Raw genomic sequence first — 18,592 nt, forward strand, 5'->3', positions numbered from 1 at the left:
CAGGTGAGATCAGCCCGCGTTGCGGTGCGCCGTCCAGCCGGATGCCACCATCTCGTCGACGGTGTGCCGCATGGTCCATTCGAGGTCGCGGGCGGCGAGCTCGCCGGATGCCACGATGCGGTCGGGGTCGCCCGGGCGACGCTGATGCATCTCGGGGACGAACTCGATTCCGGTGACGCGTGCCATCGCGTCCATGATCTGCTTCACCGAGAGCCCGTCACCTGAACCGAGGTTGTAGGCGGGCTCGATCGGCTCTCCGAGGGAGAGGCGTTTCGCGGCGACGACGTGGGCGTGGGCGATGTCGCCGACGTGCACATAGTCGCGCACGTTCGTGCCATCCGGGGTGTCGTAGTCGTCGCCGAAGATCCGGGGCGTGCGACCCTCGAGAAGCGCCGAGAACACGAGCGGGAACAGGTTGTGCGGGCTGGAGTCGTAGACCGTCGGGTCGGACGAGCCGACGACGTTGAAGTAGCGCAGCGAGGTGTGACGCAGCGGGCGATCGGATGCCTCGGTGGCGACGCCCTGATCGCGCAGCAGCCATTCGCCGATGAGCTTCGACTCGCCGTACGGGCTCGCCGGGCGCTTCGCGGTGTCTTCGACGACGAGGTCGACATCGGGAGTCCCGAAGACAGCGGCGCTGGAGGAGAAGACGATGTTGCTGACGCCCGCGGCCTCCATCGCCTCAAGGATCACGCGCGTGCCTTCGACGTTCTGCTCGTAGGTGTGCAGAGGCCGCTGCACCGAGACGCCCGCGTACTTGAACCCGGCGACGTGGATCACGCCCTCGACGCCGTGGGTGCGCAGGGTGTGCTCGACGAGCTCCCGATCGAGGATGCTGCCGTCGACGAGCGCGACGTCGCCGGGGACGAAGGATGCGTGCCCCGACGACAGGTCGTCGATCACGACGGGGGTCATTCCGGCTTCCGCGAGCGCGCGCACGACGTGTGCTCCGATGTATCCGGCGCCGCCGGTGACCAGCCAAGACATGTGAGCTCCTTACATCCTCCGCGAGGCTCGCGGTGGTCTTCAGTCTGACAGACGCCCCTGGGGCGCCCCCGGGCGTGGACCCTCAGGCGTCGCGGCGCGGGCCTGCGGAGGGCGCCACTGTGAACAGGTGCGGTGCGTCGAACCCGGACGCCGCGAAGGCGGCGCGCACGGATTCGGCGACCTGCTCACTGCGATCGTGATCGATGAGGGCGATCGCGGACCCGCCGAAACCGCCGCCGGTCATGCGGGCACCGAGCGCCCCGGCGGACAGTGCCGCGTCGACGGCCACATCGAGTTCCGGTGCGGAGATCTCGAAGTCGTCCCGCATCGAGGCATGCGATGCCGTGAGAAGCTCTCCGATCGCGCGCGGACCCCGCGCGGCAAGGGCGTCGACGGTGTCGAGGACTCGCTGATTCTCGGTCACGATGTGGCGCACCCGGCGGAAGGTCACGTCATCCATCAGGCCTGCTGCGCGATCGAGATCGTCGACCTGCACGTCCCGGAGGGCGGGAACGCCCAGGATCGCGGCCCCGCGCTCACAGGACTCCCGGCGTTCGCGGTAGCCCCCGGTCGAGTGGGCGTGCATGACCCGGGTGTCGATCACGAGCAGCTCCAGACCGGAGTCGGTGAAACCGAGGGGGACCGGGCGTGAGACGAGCGAACGGCAGTCGAGGAAGAGGGCGGCGTCGGGCTGTCCGAGCATCGACGCCATCTGGTCCATGATGCCGGTCGGCGCTCCGACCGCCTCGTTCTCGGCGCGGCGGCCGACCTGCGCGAGGGTGACGGCGTCGAGTCCGAGGCTCCAGAGGTCGTTGATCGCAGAGGCGGTCGCGCCCTCGATCGCGGCCGACGAGGAGAGCCCCGCCCCGACAGGCACCCCCGAGGACAGAGCGATGTCGAGTCCTGGCAGCGCCCCGGCATCCGGCGCATGCGCGAGAAGCGCCCATGCGACGCCCAGCGGATAGGCGGCCCACTCGGTGACCGCGGGCACCGCGCCGGAGGCCGTCGGGAAGAGGCGGTCGAGATCGTCGATCGCGACTTCGACCGCCTCGGCGGTGAAGGTGGACGTGACCCGGATGCGCCGGTCGGCACGCGGACCCGCTGCGGCGTAGGTGCGCTGCGGGATCGCGAAGGGCAGGACGAAGCCCTCGTTGTAGTCGGTGTGCTCGCCGATCAGGTTCACACGGCCGGGCGCCGACCAGATTCCGGCGGGCGAGGTCCCGGTGACGGCGTGAAAGAGGGTGCGGGCAGCATCCTGAGAAGTCATGGTGTCTTTCCTTGTGGGCGTGCGCCGGAGTCGTGAGGGAGGGTGAGACTGCGGGTCAGCTGGTGACCGTGTCGATGGCCGTGCGGAGGCGATCCGCGGTCTCCTCCGGGAGGATCTCGGCGGTCCACGCCGACATCGCGGCCTCGGACCCGGCGAGGAACTTGAGCTTGTCGGCCGCGCGGCGCGGGCTCGTGAGCTCGAGGCGCAGTCGCACGGAATCGCGCCCGACGTGCACCGGCGCCTGATGCCAGGCGGCGATGTAGGGCGTCGGCGTCTCGTACAGTGCATCGACGCCCCGCAGCAGTCGCAGATACAGTGGCGCGAGCTCGTCGCGCTCGGCGTCGTTCAAGGCGGCGAAGTCGGGCACGTGCCGGTGCGGCATCAGCTGGACCTCCAGCGGCCACCCTGCGGCGAACGGCACGAATGCGGTCCAGTGCTCACCGCGAAGCACGACGCGCTCAGAGGCCAGCTCGAACTCCAGCACGCGCGCGAAGAGGTCGGGGGAGGTGCGGTCGATGCTGTCGAGCAGTCGCGCGGTACGGGGAGTGACGTAGGGGTAGGCGTAGATCTGCCCATGCGGATGCGGCAGTGTCACGCCGATCGCCTCGCCACGGTTCTCGAAGGGGAACACCTGCTCGATGCCGGGCAGGGCGGAGAGCGCGGCGGTGCGGTCGGCCCAGGCCTCGATCACGGTGCGCGCGCGGGTCACGCTCTGGGTGCCGAACGAGCCGGCGTGCTCCGGACTGAAGCAGACGACCTCGCACCGACCGACGCTCGTGCGCGTGCGACCGAGGCCGAGTGCGGCGAGATCGTCGAGTCCGCGAGGTGCGTTCGGAGCGGAGGGAGCGCCGCCGACGGCCTCGGCAAGGGCGGGGCCGAACGAGGGGGAGCGGTTCTCGAAGACCGCCACGTCGTACATGCTCGGCACCTCCGAGGGGTTGCTCGCGGTCTGCGGTGCGAGCGGATCGGCGTCAGCCCCCGGCATCATGACGCGGTTCTGGCGCTTCGTCGCGAACGTGATCCAGTCACCGGTCAGGATGTCCTGCCGCATCGTCGCGGTCTCGGGTCGGGGGTCGAGCACGCGAGCGTCCACACCGCGAACGGGGCCGAGTGTCGTGTCGGCGTCGTCGAAGTAGATGAGTTCGCGGCCGTCGGCGAGCAGCGTGGGGCGCTTGATGACGCCGGCGCTGAGGGGGATCGCCGCGGGAGAGTCGTCCATGTTCACGTGAACATGGTACGCATGGCGGCGTGATAACGTCAACACGACCGAACTGAACGGGGGAGCGGATGCCTCAGCCGCAGCGTGTATCGATGGCGCAGGTTGCTGCGCTCGCTGGTGTCTCAACCCAGACGGTGTCCCGGGTCGCGAATGACAGTCCGCGGGTCGACCCCGCCACGCGCGAGCGCGTCGAGCGCGCAATGGGCGAACTCGGGTACCGGCCGAATCGTGCGGCCAGGGCCCTGCGCACCGGCCGCACGCAGACGCTGGGTCTCGTTGCGCAGACGCTCTCCACTGTGGGGAACGCGCGCATGCTGCAGGCGGTCGCCGAGGCGGCAGCATCCCGTGGCTACGCGCTCACCATCTTCACGCTCGGCGCCGACGGCGACATCGCGGCCGTGTTCGATCGCCTGCACGACCAGGGTGTCGACGGTGCGATCGTGCTCAATGAAGCGACGGCGCTTGCGCGACACGCGTCGTCGGGAGGCCTGCGCCTCGTGGTCATCGATTCGCCGCCCGACGATCGCTTCTCGGTGGTCTCCACTGACCACGCAGTGGGCGCCCGGGCTGCCACAGAGCGCCTGCTCCACGCGGGGCATCGTGTCGTGCATCATCTGTCCGGTCCCGACGACTCCTTCGCGGCCGCACAGCGTGAGAGGGGCTGGCGTGCCGCGATTGCAGCTGCGGGTGTCGAGGCTCCCCCGATTGTGCGGGGTGATTGGAGCGCGGCATCCGGCTATGCGCAGACGCGGCAGATGCTGCGCACTGGCGCGGTCACGGCACTGTTCGCGGCGAACGACCAGATGGCTCTCGGAGCGCTGCGCGCGATCACCGATGCCGGGCTGCGGGTTCCGCAGGATGTGGCGGTGATCGGATTCGACGATGTCGTGGATGCTGCGCAGTTCCGTCCTCCGCTGACCACCGTGCGGCAGGACTTCGACGCGTTGGGTGAACGCGCGGTGCAGCAGCTGATCGCTCTGATCGAGGGGGCTCCGGTGCAGGATCTGCGCTTGGCGCCCGAACTGATCGCTCGGGAGAGTGGCTGACAGGGGTCGCTATGGTTGCTGTTCCTCAATAGTTGCGAAAGCGCAACTACCAGCGTATGGTTGATATCCATCAACTTTCTACGCGGGAGCGCCCACCTTTTGACTTCACACACAACCACCACGCCCGAGACCGTGCGCTCGGCCCGCGAGGTCTTCACCGCGATCTCCGGGCTCGTCGTCGGCATGTTCGTCGCTGTCCTCTCGGGGACCGTCGTCTCGACCTCTCTGCCCGTCATCATCGCCGACCTCGGCGGCACCCAGGCGCAGTACACCTGGGTCATCACGGCCAGCCTGCTGGCCACCGCCGTATCTACGCCGGTCTGGGGCAAGCTCTCCGACCTGCTCGATCGCAAGATGCTCGTGCAGCTTTCTCTGGGGCTGTTCACGATCGGCACCGTCATCTCGGGCTTCGCGACCGACACGAACATGCTCATCGCGGTCCGCGTCGTCCAGGGCATCGGCGTCGGCGGTCTGATGTCGTTGGTCATGGTGGCCATCGCGCTGATCATCTCCCCGCGAGAGCGTGGCAAGTACATGGGCGTGGTCGGCGGAATCATGGCGTTCGCCACGATCGGCGGGCCGCTGCTCGGCGGATTCATCACCGATGTGTGGGGATGGCGCGCGAACTTCTTCGTCGGCGTCCCCTTCGCGATCCTCGCGTTCGTCCTGCTGCAGGTCACCCTGCACCTGCCCAAGCCGCAGAACGCGAAGGTGTCGATCGACTACCTCGGCATCGTGCTGCTCGCCGTCGGCGTCTCGGGACTGCTGATCTGGGTGTCGACCGGCGGCACGCAGTTCGAGTGGGACTCGATGACCAGCTACGTGCTCGTGATCGGCTCCGGTCTGACTCTCGTCGCCTTCGTCGTCGCGGAGTTCTTCGTGAAGGAGCCCATCATCCCGATGACGCTCTTCCGCAACAGAACCTTCACCCTGTCGGTGATCGCCTCGATCTCGATCGGCGTCTCGATGATCGCCACGTCGGTGTTCCTCGCTCAGTACTTCCAGCTCGCCCGCGGGGCGACACCCACCGAGTCGGGACTGATGACGATCCCGATGATCGTCGGCCAGATGGGCGCATCGATCATCATCGGCCAGCTCGTGAGCCGATTCGGCAAGTGGAAGGGCTGGATGCTGCTGGGCTCGGTGCTCTCGGTCGTCGGCATCAGCCTGATGGCGACGCTGCGCTACGACACCTCCTTCGCTCTCGTCGCGGTGTACATGTTCGTTCTCGGCGCAGGCCTGGGCATGGTGATGCAGAACCTCACCCTGATCGTGCAGAACGACACCCCGCCGCAGCAGCTGGGCGTCGCCTCATCGGGCGTGAACTTCTTCCGCACCATCGCCGGTACCGTCGGCGTGACGATCATGGGGTCGATCCTCGCCTCCAACGTGGCCAGCTACATCAAGGACGGACTCGGCGCGTTCGTGCCGACGACGCCCGAGGAGATCGGCGCACTGAAGGCGCTCGGGTCGGGCAATGTTCCCCACATCGCAGACCTGCCCGACGGCATCCGCACCGTCGTGGAAGCGGCATACGGAAACGGCATCGCCGATGCCTTCTTCATCGCCGTGCCGCTCGCTCTGATCGGCGTGATCGCGATCGCCTTCGTCAAGAACAAGCCACTGTCGACCAAGACCGCCGCTGACCAGCTGCGTGAGCAGGCGGAGGAATCTGTGATCGAGGTCGCCGAAGCCGAGATCGGAGCGTCGCTCAACACGACGGGATCGATCCGCACGGCAGAGGTGAAGTAGCGCGGCGATGAGTACCGTCGATGACGCAGATCGGGTTGACCTCGATGAGGTGGTGACCGAGTTCCAGGGGCACATGAGCCTCATGTTCACGCGGGCACGATCTCTGTGGCGAGAGTCTGCGGCGATGGTGCACCCCGATCTGCAGCCATCCGGATACAAGCTCCTGACCCATATCGCGCGGGTCGGCAGCTCGAATGCGCACCAGCTCTCTGAGTGCTTCGAGATGGACAAGTCGGCGATCAGCCGGCAGGTGCGGATGCTGGAAGACGCCGGTCTCATCGAATCGCGCCCTGACGAGAGCGACGGGCGGTTGCGGGTGCTCACGGCCACCGCAGCCGCCCGCGACCTGCTGGCGACGGTGCGCAATCATCACAGCAATCGCATTCGCACGGCGATCAGCGGGCTGACCCCGGACGAGATGCGGGTCGCATCGATGGTCTTCAGTCGCCTCGCTGAGATCTGAGTCACGACTGCCGCGCGGACCACCGGTGGGCGTTCCCCGTAAACTGGCGAGCATGGATGCCCAGCCCGCCGACGATGTGGCACTCGATGCCGCCATCGCCCGGGTCGAACAGGAACTCGGACGTCTCTTCGCGCGAATTCGCGTCGGCTGGCGGGAAGCCGCGGCCACGGTGCACCCAGACCTGCAGCCTCTCGGCTATCAGGTGCTCACCTCGATCGCCACGGGCAAGGCGACCTCGGCCGGGGCGATCATCGATCGTCTCCAAACCGACAAGTCTGCAGTGAGCCGCCAGGTGCGCCAGTTGGAGGAGTGGGGCCTCATCGAGAGTGTCCGTGACCCGAACGATCGACGGGCGCGGCTGCTCGTGGCCACACCCCTCGCGCAGGAGCGGGTAGAGATCGCCCGCTCTCGCTATCACGACCGCATCGGCGAGCGTCTCCGTGCCTGGTCAGCAGATGACGTCGATCATTTCGCCGAGTTGATTCACGCTCTCGGGGCCTGACGCGACGCCGTGCTGGCTACGAGCTGTTCGCGGTCGACGGGCGCGACGCCGTCTGAGACACCATTAGTAGGGGCGGGCGAAGATCTCTCGCTGCGTTCCTGCCGGTGCATCCGCGGGGAGCACCAACACCTTGAGGAAGCCTTGGTCATCGGTGGCGAGGCACCATTCCAGCAGGCGCATCCGCATCTCTTCTCGCATGGCGTCGAAGGCGGACTCGACCGCCAGATTCCGGCGCTCGCCCGGATCTGCTTCGATGTCGAAGAGCTGCTCGCGGTAGCGACCCCAGCTGTACACGACGTACTTGTAGGCGCCGTGATAGAGCGCCCGCCCGCGGGTGCGCGGGGGAGCATCCTGATCGAACAGCGTCTCCACGACGATGCTGCGCGACGCCGTGGCATCCGATTCCCCCGCGTGCTCCACCGGGAGTGCATGTCCGGGCAGGTCCTCCGGGGTCGCTGTCTGCGCCCAGGCGAGCACGCTCGGCAGGATGTCGATGCTCGCGGACACGCGAGCGCGGCGGGAGCCGGGCGTTACTCCCGGGCCGCTCACGATCAGAGGCACGCGCACGCACTCCTCGAACAGGGCGGTCTTCTGGTTCCAGCGGTGGGCGCCGTCGCCGTCGCCGTGATCGCTCGTGACGATGACGATCGTGGATTCGGTGAGGCCCGCGGCGTCAAGACCGTCGAGCAGGACGCCGAGAGCGTCGTCGAAGCGCTCGATCAGCCGTCGATAGGCGAAGCGGTACTGGCGCCAGTCGTCAGGGGAGTAGTCCAGGGTGCCGTAGGACTGCGCGGCACGGGACTGCTCGTCGCGCACGGCCTGCGACTCGAAGGGCGCCGGCGCGAAGTTGGCCGGCAGCGGTGGCGCGTCGCGCACGTCTCCGAGGACGATGTCGCCGTAAGGGAGTGGCTGATTGCGCGCGAACTCGCAGATCGTGTGCGGGTCGTCGAACGACGCTACGAGCAGGAACGGATCATCCGTGACGGCGCGACCGGCGATCCAGGACGTGCACGCGTCGACGAGGCCGACGTCGCCGAAGGGATGGATGACGTCGAAGCCGGCGTCGTGCGGCGGTTCCGGCGTCGTCGCGTGCCACTTGCCCGCGTAGGCGCAGTCATAGCCCGCGCCGGAGAGCAGGTGCCCGAGGCTGTCCGGTCGCGTGCCGGGCTCGACCACATCCGCATGACGGTTGCTCATGACGCCGACCTCGTGCGGCATCCGCCCGGTCAGCAGGCTTGCGCGCGCGGGAACACAGAGCGGGAAGGAGACATACGCGTTCTCGAATGTGGCCCCGGACGCGCGCAGCCGATCCAGATGCGGCGTGCGCACTCCGGCGCGGTCGCGATCCAGCACGTGGGCCCCGAGCTGATCCGCCATCACGAGCAGAACGTTCGGGCGGGCACCGGGGCCCACGCGGGTCACTTGCCCATTCCCAGAGTGAGGCCCTCGGTCAGGCGGCGACCCAGCCAGAGGTAGATCGCCAGCATCGGAAGCACCACGATGCAGAGTCCGGCGAAGAGACCGCCCCAGTCCGCACCCGAGTAGGTCTGCTGCTGGATGAACGAGATGAGCGCGACGGGCAGCGTGTACTTCTCGGTGGACTGCAGCAGGGTCAGTGCGAGCAGTGTCTCGTTCCAGTGCGAGATGACCTGCAGGACGAAGGCCGTCAGGATGCCGCCCTTCGCCAGCGGCAGCGTGATGCGCCAGAAGGTGCCGAACGCCGTCGTGCCGTCCAGCGCCGCGGCCTCCTCAAGCTCCAGAGGCAGCGATCGGAAGAACGCGGTCAGCAGGAACACCGTGAACGGCATGGAGACGCCGATGTAGACGAGGTTCAGGCCGATCAGGCTGTCGGTCAGGTAGACCTCGTTGAGCATCACGAACAGGGGGATCACGATGACCTGAGCGGGGATGCCGAGGCCGAGCACGAAGTACAGAGTCAGCGAGTTCGTGAGGCGGTTCTCGACGCGGCTGAGGTAGTACGCGGCAGGGGCCGCGAGGAGCACGGTGAGGAACGACGAGACGAGGGTCGTCACGACGCTGTTCATCGTCGCGGTCGCGAAGTCGCCGACGGTCCAGGCCGTCACGAAGTTGATCGGGTCGAGCGAGGTGGGCATCCCCCACGGGTCGCTGAGGATCGCGCGGGTGTCGCGGAACGCCTGGATCACCATCCAGACCATCCACGCCACATTCAGGACGACGAACGACCACAGCAGGACCAGACCGACGCCGCGCAGCAGGCTGCGCTCGTGGCCGATGGCTGCGCCGCGCCGACGGCGCCGCCGCTTCTGAGGCGGGACGACGACGGCCTCTGTGGAGAGGGTCGGGGTGGGGAGCATGTCAGTGGTGGTCACGATTTCTCCTAGAACTCCACCGCATCGCGCTTCATGACGCGACGCAGAAGCAAGACGAGCACCGAGACCAGTGCCAGCGAGAGCACAGCCGACGCGGTGGCCGCGCCGTATGCGGGGACCGACTCACCGGAGAAGGCGGTCACGTAGGTGTAGACCGCGGTGGTCCAGGTCTGGGTCGGCGGCATGCCGGCGCCCGTGGATCCACCGAAGACCCAGATGATCTCGAAGATCTTCACCGAGGAGATCGTCCAGAGCACGGCGCAGGTGCCGAAGACATCCCAGGTCAGGGGGAGGATCACGTGGCGCAGACGCTGGAAGGCGTTGGCGCCGGCAAGGGCGCAGTCCTCGTAGTAGTACGGGGGGATGCGGTCGACGCCGGCCATAAGGATCGTCGTGAAGTAGCCGGTCGTGACCCAGGTCATCATGACCATGATCAGCGGGAACAGGTTGTCGTGCGACAGCCAGGCGGGGGGCTCGTTCACGCCGAAGACGGCGAGAAGCGAATTGACGAGGCCGCCCGGATTGAAGATGAAGCCGGCCAGGACGCCGAAGATCATCGCGTTCACGAGGTGCGGGAAGAAGATCACCGACCGGGCGATCTTCCGTCCTGCCATGTCGCGCAGCACGAGCGTGAGCCCGAAGGCGATCACGAAGATCGCGATGCCGACGACGAACAGCAGCAGCAGCGTGTTGCCGAACGACTGCAGGAAGAGCTTGTCGGAGAACAGGCGGATGTAGTTGCCGAACCCGACGAACTCCATGGGGCCGGCGCCGGCCCACTTGTTGAAGCTGATCCAGACCGCGTACCCGGCGGGTACGACGAAGAGCAGCGTGTAGAGCAGGAAGGCCGGTCCCACGAAGGGGACGAACAGGCGCTTGCGGGCGCGATCGATGGCGTTGCCGCCGGTACGGCCACCCCGAGGGGCAGCCGTACCGACGGTCAGACGCTCTGTCGCGGTGGCGACCTGGGTCATGAGTTCTGCTTCCAGTAGTCGATCTGGCCGCTCTTCATCTGGGCGACGAACTCTGCGGCGGAGATCTTTCCGAGCACCAGCTGATCGATGGTCGGCCACAGCAGCTTCTCGGTGTAACCGGGGAAGCTGATGCCGTCGTTCTGCTGGTAGTAGCCGTCCGCGTTGTCGAGGGCGGCCTTGACGGTCGACATCTCGGTGCTCACGGTCGCATCGCTGCGGATCGGGATGATCTTCGCGTCACTGCCGAGGCTGTCCTGGTAGGACTTGCCGAGGAAGTATGCGGCGAACTTCTGCGCGCTGTCGGCGTTCTTTGCTCGCGTCGGAACAGCGAACCCGACGAAGTCTGCACGCTGGGCGTTGCTGCCGCCGTCGACCGTCGGGAACGGGAACGACGAGTACTCGAATCCGTCGGCGGCGTAGGGGCCGGTCTCGGTGGGGATCCAGGTGCCGTTGAAGAGCAGCGCGGCCTTGTTGTCGGCCCAGGCCTGCTGCTGCGCCGGCCACTTGCTGGCGTTGTAGCCGGAGATGAAGTAGCCGCCCTGGACGAGCTCCTCGACGAGTTCCGCGGCCTTCAGGGCCTCCTTCGAGTCCCAGCCCTCACCGCTCGGGTCTTCGGCGATCTCCTTGAGCGAGCCGGGGCCCGCGACGCGCACCATCGCGGTCGTGTACCAGTAGGCGTTGTAGCCCGAGACGTCGCCGTCGACGGCGAATGGGGTCTCGCCGCCGGCCTTGATCGCGTCGAGGGTGTCGATGAATCCGTCCCAGTCGGCCGGCGGAGCGTCGACGAGCTCGGGGTGGGCGGTCGCGTTGAACCAGATCGCATCGCTCGTGAGCGAGTAGGGGAGCATCCACGGGGCGTCGCCGCCCTCGACCGACAGCGTGTCGACGTCGAGGTAGGCGCTCGGGATGAGGTCGGACACCTTCGAGCCGTCGACCTCGGCGTCGTAGGCGGCCTCGAGCGACTTCGCCTGACCGGTCTCGGCGAGGATCGGCGCGAGCTTCGCGAACGAGCCATCCACAAGGTCGGGCACCTTGTTCGTGTTGAGCGTGGGCACGACCTTCTTGATGTTGTCACGCCCCTGCCACTGCACGTTGACCTCGATGCCGGTCTCCTTCTCGAAGTCGGCGATCGCGGCGGCCACGACCTTCTGCTGCGCCTCGCCCTCCTTCCACATGGACCAGTAGGTGAGGGAATCACTCGATGAGTCGCCCGCGGCGGAAGCGCATCCGCTGGCGGTGACCGCCAGAACGCTGACGAGGGCGAGTGCAGAGAACGTACGGATCTTCGCCATCGGATTTCCTTTCGTGTCGAGGGTGCCTCTTCGCCCCTCGGAGCCTCGACTCAAACAAGCACTAGAGAGAGTATTCAAGGAGTAATTCAGAATCGATTTCTCTGGGTTTGGCGCGAGAACGAACAAAACCCGAGATATCCGAGAGTCCTTCCCTCAAATACTTCTTTATTCCTCTCTTCTGGAGAGGCAGACTCGGAGAAGTACGTAGGAGGGGAGAAGCCGTGGCGACACGACGATCTGTGATTCGCGATGCGGATTCGAAGGGGCTGAAGTTCGAGGCCCTTGCGGATGAATTGCGCCGCGGAATCCTTGCGGGCACCTGGACGGCGGGGCAGAAGCTCCCGACCGAGCAGCAGCTCGCAGAAGAGACCGGATACTCCCTGACAACGGTACGCCGTGCATTCGACGACCTGGTGGCGGAGGGCGTCGTCGTGCGTCGTCAGGGCGCGGGCAGCTTCGTCGCCCACACCCGTCCGCGCGAGCAGCGGGCGCGACGTCGCATCGGCGTGCTGCTGCCCGACACTCAGCTCTACTACCCCCGCGTGCTGCAGGGCATCGACGAGTCGCTGTCGGCTGCAGGTGCGAGCCTGCAGCTCGCGACCTACCGCTACGACCGGACCAAAGAGGATGCGGCGATCGAGTCCCTGCTGGATGCCGGTGTCGACGGGCTGCTGCTTTCTCCGACTCTCACCGAGATCGACGACCCGGATGCGCGGGCCCAGACGCTCATGCAGCTCCCCGTACCTGTCGTGATGGTCGAGCGCAGCCTTGTGGACCTCGGGCCGCGTGACCGCACAGAGCACGTCTGCTCGGACCACCGCGGTGGCGCCTACGACGCGGTGCAGCACCTTGCGGCCCTGGGTCATCAGCGCATCGCTCTGCTCATGCGCGAGCGGACCCCCACTGGACCTGCGATCATGAACGGCTACCGCCACGCGATCGCCGATCTCGGTCTTCCCTCGGGGCTGGAGTTCACCCAGGCGAAGACCGCCTGGGAGGTCGACTCGGCGCAGGGCGCCTTTGATCGGCTGCGCGAGCTCGAGGCGACGGCGGCGCTCGTCTTCGGCGACCGTGAGGCCACGCTGCTGCAGGGCGCCATCCGCCGCAGTGGCCTGAGCGTGCCCGGCGACATCGCGCTCGTCTCCTATGACGATGAGGTCGCCGACCTCGCGGAGGTGCCGCTGAGCGCGGTCGCCCCGCCCAAGTACCGCATCGGACGGATGGCCGCCGACGTGCTGCTGCGTCGCCTCATCGAGGGCGATGACTGTCCGCTGCATCAGATCAGACTTCGGCCGCGCATCGTCATCCGCCGCTCGTGCGGCGCTGTCGTGGCCGAGTAACGACGAAGGAGTTTCATGCGTATCGGACTGATTGGCGCCGGGGCAGTCGCCAAGTACCACGTCGAGGCCGCGCTGGCGCTGCCCGGCGCGCGCTTCACGGCGATCTGCGATCTCGATGAATCCGCCGCGGCGCGCGCCGCGAAGGACGTCGAAGGCGTGCAGTTCTTCACGGACTACCGGGCGCTCGTCGAGAGTGACGATGTCGATGCGGTCATCGTGAACACTCCGCATGCGCTGCACCTGCCCATGGCGATCGACGCGGCGCGCGCGGGCAAGCACGTTCTCGTGGAGAAGCCGATGGCGACGAGCCTCGCCGACTGCGACCTCATGCAGGAGGAGACGGCCGCTGCCGGGGTGAAGCTGGCCGTCGGCCACATCCAGCATTTCCTTCCCGACAAGGTCGCGGCGCGCGCCCTTCTGGAGCAGGGCGAACTCGGCGAGGTCGTGATGATCCGCGACCAGCGCAGCACTGACTATCGTCCCGGAACCCGTCCGGAGTGGTTCTTCTCCCGACCGATCGCGGGTGGCGGCGCGCTCATCAACATCGGAGGGCACTGCCTGGATCGCGCGCTCTGGTTCGGCGGCGCGCCGGCGGTCGAGGTGAGCGCCAGCGTGGCGCAGCGCTTCGGTGTTCCGGTCGAGACGGATGGCACGATCGCGCTGCGCCTGGCCAACGGTGTCGGCGTGACGATCGCCGTCGTGAGCGATCCGCCCGCGCGCAGTGACCTGCTGGCGATCGTGTGCGAGCGAGGAGTGATCGAGGCAGACCCGCGCGTGGGGACTCTGGTCCGCGTCGACGGACACACCCGCGTCGTGCGCGACCCGGATGCCGGCGACATCCAGCAGGCCTTCACCGCGCAACTCGCGGACTTCCTCGGTGTGATCGACGGCGACGCCCCTGCGGTGCCGCTCGAACACGCACGGCACGTCGTCGAGCTCGTTCTCGCCAGCTACGAGTCCGCCGCCGCGCAGCGCTCGCTGCAGATTCCTCTCCGCGCAGAGGTGCCGGCGTGACCCAGGAGACACGGCGGCCTCCCCACATCGTCTTCGTCATGAGCGACGACCAGGGCCCCTGGGCCTTGGGAGCGGCGGGCAACGCCGAGATCCAGACCCCTGTGATCGATGCGCTCGCGGACCAGGGCATCCGCCTCTCTCGTTTCTTCTGCGCATCGCCGGTCTGCTCTCCGGCGAGGGCATCGCTGCTGACGGGGCGGGTTCCCTCGCAGCACGGGGTGCACGATTACCTCGACGGGGCGCATGCGGGACCGGACAGTGCCGACTATCTCGGCGGAATCCCCACGTTCACGGATGCGCTTGCGGACGCCGGGTATCGCCTCGGCCTCAGCGGCAAATGGCATCTTGGTTCGAGTGATGTGCCGCGTCGCGGCTTCGTGCACTGGTTCGCGCTCCACGGAGGTGGCAGCAGCTACGACCGCGCGCTCATGTATCGCGACGGCGTGGCCGAGCAGGTCGAGGGCTATCTGACGGACATCATCGCGGATGATGCGATCTCGTTCATCGAGGCGGAGGCGGGCGGATCCGCGCCGTTCTTCCTCGCGGTGAACTTCACGGCACCGCACAAGCCGTTCGCGGGGCAGCATCCCGAGCGGTTCACCGACCTCTATCGTGACTGCGCGTTCGAGAGCTGTCCGCAGGAGTCGCCACATCCCTGGTTGCAGACGCTGGATGGCGGGCCGATCGGCGGTGAGCCGGACGCGCGCGAAGCGCTGATCGGGTACTTCGCGGCGGTGACCGCGATGGATGCCGCGATCGGCCGCATTCTGGATGCGCTCCGCGCGCAGGGGGACGACCGAGAGACGATCGTGGTCTTCACGAGCGACAACGGCTTCAATGCGGGCCATCACGGCATCTGGGGCAAGGGCAACGGCACCTTCCCGCTCAACATGTACGACGAGTCGGTCATGGTGCCGTTCGTGCTCCGCGCTCCGGGTCTCGTGCCGGAGGGTGTCGTCGACGATGCGCTCGTGAGCGCCTACGACATCGCTCCCACGCTGCTGGATCTCGTCGGCATCGACCCGACGCGCTTCGAGAGCGGGCCGGGGCGAAGCCGGGCGCCGCTTCTGCGTGGGGAGACCGGGAGGGACACGGACGCAGAGATCGTCGTGCACAACGAGTATGGTCCGGTGCGGATGATCCGCACCGCCGATCGCAAGTACGTGCACCGCTTCCCCTACGGCCCACATGAGTTCTACGACCTCGCAGCCGACCCCGGAGAGCGGGAGAACCTGGTGGACGATCCCGCACGTGCGGACGAGGTCGCCGACATGCGGCGACGACTGGCCGACTGGTTCGCCACCCACCGAGGTGATGCGCGCTATGACGGTGCGCTGCTGCCGGTGACGGGAGCCGGGCAGATCGCTCCGCTGGCCGAGGATCCGCAGTCCGCTTTCGGTATGCCAATGTGGGATGGCGCGCTCGCGCAGAACTCCGAAGGAAGAACTTGAGCATGAACCAGAAGCGGCCCAACATCGTCTTGATCGTGTCGGATGATCACGGGTACGCGGATCGGTCGGCGCTGGGAACCCCGGGGGTCAGCACCCCCGCTCTTGATCGGCTGGCCGCGGAGGGCGTCACCTTCTCCGACGCCTATGTCACCGCGCCGATCTGCTCGCCGTCCCGCGCGGGCCTCATCGCGGGGCAGTATCAACAGCGCTGGGGTGGGCTCTGGTTCGACTCGGCGGAGATCGGTGACGTCGACACGATCGCCGAGCAGCTCGGTGCTGCCGGGTACGCCACCGGCTACTTCGGCAAGGTGCACTATGGCACCGAGACCGAGAGGGATCGAGGGGCCCCTCCCGGGCACGGCTTCCACGAATCCTTCTACGGGCTGGCTGGCCAGTCGATGGGGCGACTGCACTATCGACACCACAGCGCCGAGTCCGTCGAGACCTACGGCGACGCCGCCGAGGCGATGGGCGTGCAGCCTTTCTGGTCGGGCACGGAACCGGCCGAGTTCGACGGCTTCACGACGGATGAGATCGCCGATCGCGCGATGGACTTCGTCGAGCGGCACCAGGACGAGCCGTTCTTCGCGATGGTCGCCTTCAACGCGGTGCACAACTTCTGCTGGCAGCTTCCGGACGAGGAGCGGGAAGCCCGCGGCCTGCCGGACTTCGCCGACTGGAACCCGGGGGCGAGTGAGTACCTCGACTGGTACGACGGCGCGATCAGCCCGAACCTTCCGGACGGGCGTGCGTTCTACCTCGCCCAGCTCGAGCTCATGGACCGGGCCATCGGGCGCATCCTCGGCCAGCTCGATGCCGCGGGCCTCGCCGACGACACGATCGTCGTGTACCTCACCGACAACGGCGGCTCGCACTGCAACTACGGCGACAACGGCACCCTGCGTGGTTCCAAGTACACGCTCTGGGAAGGCGGCATCCGTGTGCCCTTCCTCGTGCGCTGGCCCGGGGTCTCGGCACCCGGCGTGACGATCGACGCCCCCGTGAGTGCGCTTGACCTTGCCCCGACCTTCGCGGCGGCGGCCGCAGTCTCGCCGGTGCCGGACACCGATGGCAGGGATCTCCGTGCCGTGCTGGAGGGCGCGAAAGCAGAAGAGCGAGTGCTGCACTGGGACTGCGGATGGCAGTGGGCGGTGCGCCACGGCGACTGGAAGCTCAGCTGGTTCGACGCTGCCGATCCGACCGCGGCGTACATCCGCAGCGTCGAGCACACCGAGCCCGGAGACGGCCTCATGCTCTGCGATCTGGCGAAGGATCGCAGCGAGCAGCACGACGTCGCCGCGGAGCATCCGGACATCGTCAAGAGCCTGCTCTCGCAGCATCAGCGGTGGCGGGCCGAGGTCGGACTGCCGACACCCGGACCCGCCTGAGCACCTCCGCTACGAGATGACGGGGGAGAGAGCTCGAAGAGCGTCGGCCCCCTCGAAGTCATCGTCGGTCGCGTCGAGCGCGGCGATGAGTCGTTGCGCGAGCAGACCCGCCGCGGCGGAGTCTGCCGCATTGCGCGCCTCGAACGGGTCGCTCGTCAGGTCGTAGTACTCCACGCGCAGCCCAGTGGTCGGCTCCCACGTCGTGATCAGCTTGTCGATGCGGGTGCGGATGCCGCGGGCGCTGCTGTGATCGCTGCGTGAGGGGTAGCGGTAGTAGAGAGCCGCGGGATCAGCAGATTCCGGGGCCTCTCCGCGGAGGGCCGCGGAACTGTCCTGACCGACCATCTGCGGGGGGATCGCGTGCGCGAGGCCCGCGAGGCCGAGCAGGGTGGGTGCGAATCCGAGGGAGTCGATCAGCTCGCCGCTCTCCTGCGCCGGCAGCAGCCCGGGGGAGTGCACGATGAGCGGAATGCGCATCGACTCCTCGTAGCCGACGTTCTTGTAGAGCAGCCCGTGGCTGCCGAGCTGCATGCCGTGGTCCGAGGTGAACACCAGGATCGGTGCGGGAGAATCCGGGTCGGATGCGTCCCGGAGGTCGTCGAGTGCGGCGACAAGCCGGCCGATCTCCGCGTCGACGCCGGAGACGGCGGCGAAGTAGTCTGCGGCGACGGAAGCGGCCTCGTCCACGGCGGCCGCTTCGGCGGAACCGGGCGCGGCGTCGTGTGGCACGTTAGGGCGCGTGAGGAGATCCGCCCCGTCGACGTCGGCATAGAGCGCGCGGTATTGCTCGGGCACCTGATCGAACGGCTGATGCGGAGGGTTCAGAGAGACCATGAGGGCGAACGGCGACGCATCCGCGCTGTGCCCGCGGATGAAGTCGATCGCGATGTCGATCTCGTGCTCGGCCGACCACTGGTCGACATCGATGCGCTCGCCGCGTTCTGCATCCCCATGCCAGTAGTGCGGCGCCAGATGGCGGTCAGCGGCACCGTAGGAGTACCAGAAGTCGAACCCGAACCGACGCGCGGGCGGCGACCAGGCGTCCCACACCTTGCCGTCCGGGCGGCGCCCCTCGCCGTGCGTCTCGTCATCGGGGGTGGGCGGTTCGAGGTGCCATTTGCCGATGTAGCCCGTGCGGTATCCGTGCGCGCGCAGGACGCTCGCCCAGGTCGGAAGCCCGTCGCGCAGGCCGACGCCGTCTGCTCCGGTCTCGGAGTTGACGTTGAGCGTGACGCCGTTGTCGACCGGGCGCAGTCCGGTGAGGAACATCGCCCGGTGCGGGCTGCACACGGGATAGCTGCTGACGGCATGGCGCACGAGACGCCCCTCGCGCGCGAGACGATCCAGATGGGGTGTGCTGACCGGATCCTCTCCGAGAAGTCCCAACGCCGAAGCGCGGAACTGATCGGCCATGACGACGACGATGTGCGGGTGTGCAGGCATGGGGCTCCTCTGTACGGCGGGCTCTCTTCGATCAAAGCGGCTGCGCACCAGAGGATTCCACGACTTTTGGTCTGTAATCCTCTGCTCGTCTCCGCGGACGATG

Annotated in this window: 16 protein-coding genes; 8 read left to right on the forward strand and 8 right to left on the reverse strand. The window is 67.5% G+C overall.

Annotated elements, in window-relative coordinates; translation table 11 throughout:
• Positions 1-9 precede the first annotated feature (9 nt).
• The 3 genes from galE to galT all read right to left on the reverse strand — a co-directional run bounded on the left by galE (position 10) and on the right by galT (position 3,473).
• Positions 10-987, reverse strand: a complete 978-nt coding sequence (gene galE / locus JOD62_RS09090) for a UDP-glucose 4-epimerase GalE (RefSeq protein WP_204938977.1) — start codon at positions 985-987, stop codon at positions 10-12.
• A gap of 82 nt (positions 988-1,069) precedes the next feature.
• On the reverse strand, positions 1,070-2,254 hold the full coding sequence (gene galK, locus JOD62_RS09095) for a galactokinase (RefSeq protein WP_204938978.1): 1,185 nt from the start codon (positions 2,252-2,254) through the stop codon (positions 1,070-1,072).
• A 55-nt stretch (positions 2,255-2,309) separates the two neighbouring features.
• A complete protein-coding gene (gene galT, locus JOD62_RS09100) occupies positions 2,310-3,473 on the reverse strand; it encodes a galactose-1-phosphate uridylyltransferase (RefSeq protein ID WP_204940141.1) in 1,164 nt (387 codons plus the stop codon).
• Between the two features lie 92 nt (positions 3,474-3,565).
• Between galT and JOD62_RS09105 the strand changes: the two genes are divergently transcribed.
• The 4 genes from JOD62_RS09105 (at position 3,566) to JOD62_RS09120 (ending at position 7,236) form a co-directional block, all read left to right on the forward strand.
• Positions 3,566-4,519, forward strand: a complete 954-nt coding sequence (locus JOD62_RS09105; protein WP_204938979.1) for a LacI family DNA-binding transcriptional regulator — start codon at positions 3,566-3,568, stop codon at positions 4,517-4,519.
• 99 nt (positions 4,520-4,618) lie between these two features.
• Positions 4,619-6,271 (forward strand): MDR family MFS transporter, encoded by a 1,653-nt coding sequence (locus JOD62_RS09110; RefSeq protein WP_204938980.1) that lies wholly within the window; start codon positions 4,619-4,621, stop codon positions 6,269-6,271.
• A 7-nt stretch (positions 6,272-6,278) separates the two neighbouring features.
• Positions 6,279-6,734 (forward strand): MarR family winged helix-turn-helix transcriptional regulator, encoded by a 456-nt coding sequence (locus tag JOD62_RS09115; RefSeq protein ID WP_204938981.1) that lies wholly within the window; start codon positions 6,279-6,281, stop codon positions 6,732-6,734.
• A gap of 52 nt (positions 6,735-6,786) precedes the next feature.
• Positions 6,787-7,236 carry a MarR family winged helix-turn-helix transcriptional regulator gene (locus JOD62_RS09120; RefSeq protein WP_204938982.1) on the forward strand — a complete coding sequence of 150 codons (450 nt, stop codon included), beginning with the start codon at positions 6,787-6,789 and terminating at the stop codon, positions 7,234-7,236.
• 63 nt (positions 7,237-7,299) lie between these two features.
• Here JOD62_RS09120 and JOD62_RS09125 read toward each other — a convergent pair whose 3' ends face one another.
• Genes JOD62_RS09125 through JOD62_RS09140 form a run of 4 tightly spaced genes read right to left on the reverse strand, consistent with a single transcriptional unit; the run spans position 7,300 to position 11,853 of the window.
• A complete protein-coding gene (locus JOD62_RS09125; protein ID WP_204938983.1) occupies positions 7,300-8,658 on the reverse strand; it encodes a sulfatase family protein in 1,359 nt (452 codons plus the stop codon).
• Positions 8,655-9,587, reverse strand: a complete 933-nt coding sequence (locus JOD62_RS09130; RefSeq protein ID WP_271171494.1) for a carbohydrate ABC transporter permease — start codon at positions 9,585-9,587, stop codon at positions 8,655-8,657. Before JOD62_RS09130 ends, JOD62_RS09125 begins: the two co-directional genes overlap by 4 nt.
• A gap of 8 nt (positions 9,588-9,595) precedes the next feature.
• Positions 9,596-10,561 carry a carbohydrate ABC transporter permease gene (locus JOD62_RS09135; RefSeq protein ID WP_204938984.1) on the reverse strand — a complete coding sequence of 322 codons (966 nt, stop codon included), beginning with the start codon at positions 10,559-10,561 and terminating at the stop codon, positions 9,596-9,598.
• The gene (locus JOD62_RS09140; protein ID WP_204938985.1) at positions 10,558-11,853 is read right to left on the reverse strand and encodes an ABC transporter substrate-binding protein; all 1,296 of its coding nucleotides are present in this window, start codon (positions 11,851-11,853) and stop codon (positions 10,558-10,560) included. The genes JOD62_RS09135 and JOD62_RS09140 overlap by 4 nt, the downstream gene beginning before the upstream one ends.
• Before the next feature lie 221 nt (positions 11,854-12,074).
• Here JOD62_RS09140 and JOD62_RS09145 point away from each other — a divergent pair, with 221 nt between their 5' ends.
• From JOD62_RS09145 to JOD62_RS09160, 4 genes are read left to right on the forward strand one after another with little or no spacing between them, the layout of a single operon-like run.
• Complete coding sequence (locus JOD62_RS09145) at positions 12,075-13,193, forward strand: GntR family transcriptional regulator (protein WP_204938986.1); 1,119 nt, start codon at positions 12,075-12,077, stop codon at positions 13,191-13,193.
• 15 nt (positions 13,194-13,208) lie between these two features.
• Entirely contained in the window at positions 13,209-14,207 is a 999-nt protein-coding gene (locus tag JOD62_RS09150) for a Gfo/Idh/MocA family protein (protein ID WP_204938987.1), read from the forward strand.
• Positions 14,204-15,658 (forward strand): sulfatase family protein, encoded by a 1,455-nt coding sequence (locus tag JOD62_RS09155; protein WP_271171495.1) that lies wholly within the window; start codon positions 14,204-14,206, stop codon positions 15,656-15,658. Before JOD62_RS09150 ends, JOD62_RS09155 begins: the two co-directional genes overlap by 4 nt.
• 2 nt (positions 15,659-15,660) lie before the next feature.
• Complete coding sequence (locus JOD62_RS09160) at positions 15,661-17,046, forward strand: sulfatase family protein (protein ID WP_204938989.1); 1,386 nt, start codon at positions 15,661-15,663, stop codon at positions 17,044-17,046.
• Between the two features lie 9 nt (positions 17,047-17,055).
• On the opposite strand, the gene JOD62_RS09165 is transcribed toward JOD62_RS09160, so the two are convergent.
• On the reverse strand, positions 17,056-18,489 hold the full coding sequence (locus JOD62_RS09165) for a sulfatase family protein (protein ID WP_204938990.1): 1,434 nt from the start codon (positions 18,487-18,489) through the stop codon (positions 17,056-17,058).
• Between the last annotated feature and the right edge of the window lie 103 nt (positions 18,490-18,592).

Source organism: Microbacterium keratanolyticum, from assembly GCF_016907255.1.
GTDB classification, from domain to species: domain Bacteria; phylum Actinomycetota; class Actinomycetes; order Actinomycetales; family Microbacteriaceae; genus Microbacterium; species Microbacterium keratanolyticum.